At 55.6% G+C, this 5,187-nt stretch carries 2 rRNA genes; both read right to left on the bottom strand.

The annotated features are described in order from the left end of the window. Positions 1 to 19 precede the first annotated feature (19 nt). Positions 20 to 3,147, bottom strand: a 23S ribosomal RNA gene (locus tag BIU97_RS02070). 432 nt (positions 3,148 to 3,579) lie between these two features. After that, positions 3,580 to 5,101, bottom strand: a 16S ribosomal RNA gene (locus tag BIU97_RS02065). The 16S and 23S rRNA genes sit together here, the layout of an rRNA operon. Positions 5,102 to 5,187 lie beyond the last annotated feature (86 nt).

Below are 5,187 nucleotides of genomic sequence, written 5' to 3'. Positions count from 1 at the left end.
AGGTGTGGGAAATAATTGTGTTGTCAAGTCTTCGGCTTATTAGTACCGGTCAGCTCCACGGGTCGTTAGTCCCCGCTTCCACATCCGGCCTATCAACCCAGTAGTCTGCTGGGAGCCTCTCACACTCAAGGTGCATGGAAATCTCATCTCGAAGACGGCTTCCCGCTTAGATGCTTTCAGCGGTTATCCGGTCCGAACGTAGCTAATCAGCGGTGCCCTTGGCAGAACAACTGACACACCAGAGGTTCGTCCATCCCGGTCCTCTCGTACTAGGGATAGATCTTCTCAAATTTCCAACGCGCGCAGCGGATAGGGACCGAACTGTCTCACGACGTTCTAAACCCAGCTCGCGTACCGCTTTAATGGGCGAACAGCCCAACCCTTGGGACCTACTCCAGCCCCAGGATGCGACGAGCCGACATCGAGGTGCCAAACCATGCCGTCGATATGGACTCTTGGGCAAGATCAGCCTGTTATCCCCGAGGTACCTTTTATCCGTTGAGCGACAGCGCTTCCACAAGCCACTGCCGGATCACTAGTCCCGACTTTCGTCCCTGCTCGACCTGTCAGTCTCACAGTCAAGCTCCCTTGTGCACTTACACTCGCCACCTGATTGCCAACCAGGTTGAGGGAACCTTTGGGCGCCTCCGTTACTCTTTGGGAGGCAACCGCCCCAGTTAAACTACCCATCAGGCACTGTCCATGAACCCGATCAGGGTCCTACGTTAGACATCCAAAGTGACCAGAGTGGTATTTCAACAATGACTCCACGAACACTAGCGTGCCCGCTTCACAGTCTCCCACCTATCCTACACAAGCCACTCCGAACACCAATACCAAACTGTAGTAAAGGTCACGGGGTCTTTCCGTCCTGCTGCGCGTAACGAGCATCTTTACTCGTAGTGCAATTTCGCCGAGTTCGCGGTTGAGACAGCTGGGAAGTCGTTACGCCATTCGTGCAGGTCGGAACTTACCCGACAAGGAATTTCGCTACCTTAGGATGGTTATAGTTACCACCGCCGTTTACTGGGGCTTAAATTCAGAGCTTCGCCCAAAGGCTAACCCTTCCTCTTAACCTTCCAGCACCGGGCAGGCGTCAGTCCGTATACATCGTCTTGCGACTTCGCACGGACCTGTGTTTTTAGTAAACAGTCGCTTCCCACTGGTCTCTGCGGCCTTCAACGCTCACGGAGTAAATCCGGTCACGCGTCCGGCCCCCCTTCTCCCGAAGTTACGGGGGCATTTTGCCGAGTTCCTTAACCACGATTCTCTCGATCTCCTTGGTATTCTCTACCTGACCACCTGAGTCGGTTTCGGGTACGGGCGGCTGCAACCTCGCGTCGATGCTTTTCTCGGCAGCATAGGATCACTGATTTCCCCTTACGGGTACGCGTCGGATCTCAGGCGTACAGACGACGGATTTGCCTATCGTCAGCCCTACATCCTTACACCAGGTTCACCTTACGGATACCATCGCCTGGCTCAGCTACCTTCCTGCGTCACACCTGTTCATACGCTAACCGCACCAGCATGGGGTCGAGCGTTAGACCGGACACCATCACCCCGAAGGGATCCGGATGCGCCGGGTTAGGACTCTTAGCACCACTGGATTAGCTTGGGCGGTTGTTCGCCGGTACGGGAATATCAACCCGTTGTCCATCGACTACGCCTGTCGGCCTCGCCTTAGGTCCCGACTTACCCAGGGCGGATTAACCTGGCCCTGGAACCCTTGGTCTTTCGGAGGACGGGTTTCTCACCCGTCTTTCGCTACTCATGCCTGCATTCTCACTCGTGTAGCGTCCACGGCTGGATCACTCCGCCGCTTCACTCGCCACACGACGCTCTCCTACCACTCCGCACGACTGAACCACGAAGGCTTGTCTATAGTGCGAAATCTACAACTTCGGTGGTGTGCTTGAGCCCCGTTACATTGTCGGCGCGGAATCACTTGACCAGTGAGCTATTACGCACTCTTTCAAGGGTGGCTGCTTCTAAGCCAACCTCCTGGTTGTCTATGCAACTCCACATCCTTTCCCACTTAGCACACGCTTAGGGACCTTAGTTGGTAGTCTGGGTTGTTTCCCTCTCGACGATGAAGCTTATCCCCCACCGTCTCACTGCTGCGCTCTCACTCACCGGCATTCGGAGTTTGGCTGACGTCAGTAACCTGTTGAGGCCCATCGGCCATCCAGTAGCTCTACCTCCGGCGAGAAACACGCAACGCTGCACCTAAATGCATTTCGGAGAGAACCAGCTATCACGAAGTTTGATTGGCCTTTCACCCCTATCCACAGCTCATCCCCTCCATTTTCAACTGAAGTGGGTTCGGTCCTCCACGACGTCTTACCGTCGCTTCAACCTGGCCATGGATAGATCACTTCGCTTCGGGTCTAGAACATGCGACTCAAACGCCCTATTCAGACTCGCTTTCGCTACGGCTGCCCCTCACGGGTTAACCTCGCCACATATCACTAACTCGCAGGCTCATTCTTCAAAAGGCACGCCGTCACCCCTACAAGGAGGCTCCGACGGTTTGTAAGCAAACGGTTTCAGGTACTATTTCACTCCCCTCCCGGGGTACTTTTCACCTTTCCCTCACGGTACTTGTCCGCTATCGGTCATCTGGGAGTATTTAGGCTTATCAGGTGGTCCTGACAGATTCACACGGGATTTCTCGGGCCCCGTGCTACTTGGGATACACATCCGGCCATAACACCATTTCGTCTACGGGGCTGGCACCCACTACGGCCCGGCTTTCAAACCGGTTCGACTATGATGCGCTGTAACCGCCCCAGTCCGGCAGAACTGAGTGACGTGTCCCACAACCCCGACCATGCAACGCCCGCCGGCTATCACACATGATCGGTTTAGCCTCATCCGCTTTCGCTCGCCACTACTCACGGAATCACATGTTGTTTTCTCTTCCTGTGGGTACTGAGATGTTTCACTTCCCCACGTTCCCTCTACCCGCCCTATATATTCAGGCGGGAGTCACCAGGTCACAAAAGCGCCTGGCGGGGTTTCCCCATTCGGAAATCCTCGGCTCACAGCTCGATTATCAGCTCCCCGAGGCTTATCGCAGATTTCTACGTCCTTCTTCGGCTCCAGATGCCAAGGCATCCACCGTTTGCTCTTAGAAACTTGACCACAAAGATTAAAATTGCGATCGACTCGAACAACAACTCCACCCGAAGGCTTCATCATCGTCACGAGCGATCTAAGATGCTCGCGTCCACTGTGTAGTTCTCAACATACGATCGGCACCAGCACTCCCCCACCCTACGGTGGACTCATCCTGGCCCGACGAAGAACCAGCAACCAGCAAGCGAGAACCTCGCCACCAGTCACGGCTCAACCCCCGACCACACTCGGCCGGGAAGCCTGGTCCCTCAGGACCCAACAACGTGCACCAGCCAGCAGCTCCACCCCGACCCGTTCCCACCCTGCAAGCAAGGTGTACTAAGACCGGAAGCATCACTCCCGACTGCACTGTCAATGTTCCACCCATGAGCTACCCGTCGGACACGTTCGGTCCGAATCGGGCGCCTGGACACCACGAGGGTGCCAGATGCTCCTTAGAAAGGAGGTGATCCAGCCGCACCTTCCGGTACGGCTACCTTGTTACGACTTAGTCCTAATCACCGATCCCACCTTCGACGGCTCCTTCCACAAGGGTTAGGCCACCGGCTTCGGGTGTTACCGACTTTCATGACTTGACGGGCGGTGTGTACAAGGCCCGGGAACGTATTCACCGCAGCGTTGCTGATCTGCGATTACTAGCGACTCCGACTTCATGAGGTCGAGTTGCAGACCTCAATCCGAACTGAGACCGGCTTTTTGGGATTCGCTCCACCTTACGGTATCGCAGCCCTTTGTACCGGCCATTGTAGCATGCGTGAAGCCCAAGACATAAGGGGCATGATGATTTGACGTCATCCCCACCTTCCTCCGAGTTGACCCCGGCAGTCTCCTATGAGTCCCCGGCATAACCCGCTGGCAACATAGAACGAGGGTTGCGCTCGTTGCGGGACTTAACCCAACATCTCACGACACGAGCTGACGACAACCATGCACCACCTGTACACCGACCACAAGGGGGCGACCATCTCTGGCCGTTTCCGGTGTATGTCAAGCCTTGGTAAGGTTCTTCGCGTTGCATCGAATTAATCCGCATGCTCCGCCGCTTGTGCGGGCCCCCGTCAATTCCTTTGAGTTTTAGCCTTGCGGCCGTACTCCCCAGGCGGGGCGCTTAATGCGTTAGCTACGACACAGAAACCGTGGAAAGGTCCCTACATCTAGCGCCCAACGTTTACGGCATGGACTACCAGGGTATCTAATCCTGTTCGCTCCCCATGCTTTCGCTCCTCAGCGTCAGTTACGGCCCAGAGATCTGCCTTCGCCATCGGTGTTCCTCCTGATATCTGCGCATTCCACCGCTACACCAGGAATTCCAATCTCCCCTACCGCACTCTAGTCTGCCCGTACCCACTGCAAGCCCGAGGTTGAGCCTCGGGATTTCACAGCAGACGCGACAAACCGCCTACGAGCTCTTTACGCCCAATAATTCCGGACAACGCTTGCACCCTACGTATTACCGCGGCTGCTGGCACGTAGTTAGCCGGTGCTTTTTCTGCAGGTACCGTCACTTTCGCTTCTTCCCTACTAAAAGAGGTTTACAACCCGAAGGCCGTCATCCCTCACGCGGCGTTGCTGCATCAGGCTTTCGCCCATTGTGCAATATTCCCCACTGCTGCCTCCCGTAGGAGTCTGGGCCGTGTCTCAGTCCCAGTGTGGCCGGTCACCCTCTCAGGCCGGCTACCCGTCGTCGCCTTGGTGAGCCATTACCTCACCAACAAGCTGATAGGCCGCGAGTCCATCCCCAACCAAAAAATCTTTCCACCACCAGACCATGCGGCCGGTGATCGTATCCAGTATTAGACGTCGTTTCCAACGCTTATCCCAGAGTCAGGGGCAGGTTACTCACGTGTTACTCACCCGTTCGCCACTAATCCGCCCAGCAAGCTGGGCATCATCGTTCGACTTGCATGTGTTAAGCACGCCGCCAGCGTTCGTCCTGAGCCAGGATCAAACTCTCCGTAAAAAATTACAACCAACACCCGAAAGCGTCAGCGAGTTGATTCTGACTGTTGACTGTCTACTGACAATCTTCAATCCAAAAGGAATTGC

The sequence above is a fragment of the Curtobacterium sp. MCBA15_009 genome (assembly GCF_001864895.1).
In the GTDB taxonomy this organism is placed as follows: Bacteria; Actinomycetota; Actinomycetes; order Actinomycetales; family Microbacteriaceae; genus Curtobacterium.
The sequence above is the reverse complement of the archived record's forward strand: the minus strand, read 5'-3'. Positions and strand labels throughout refer to the sequence as shown.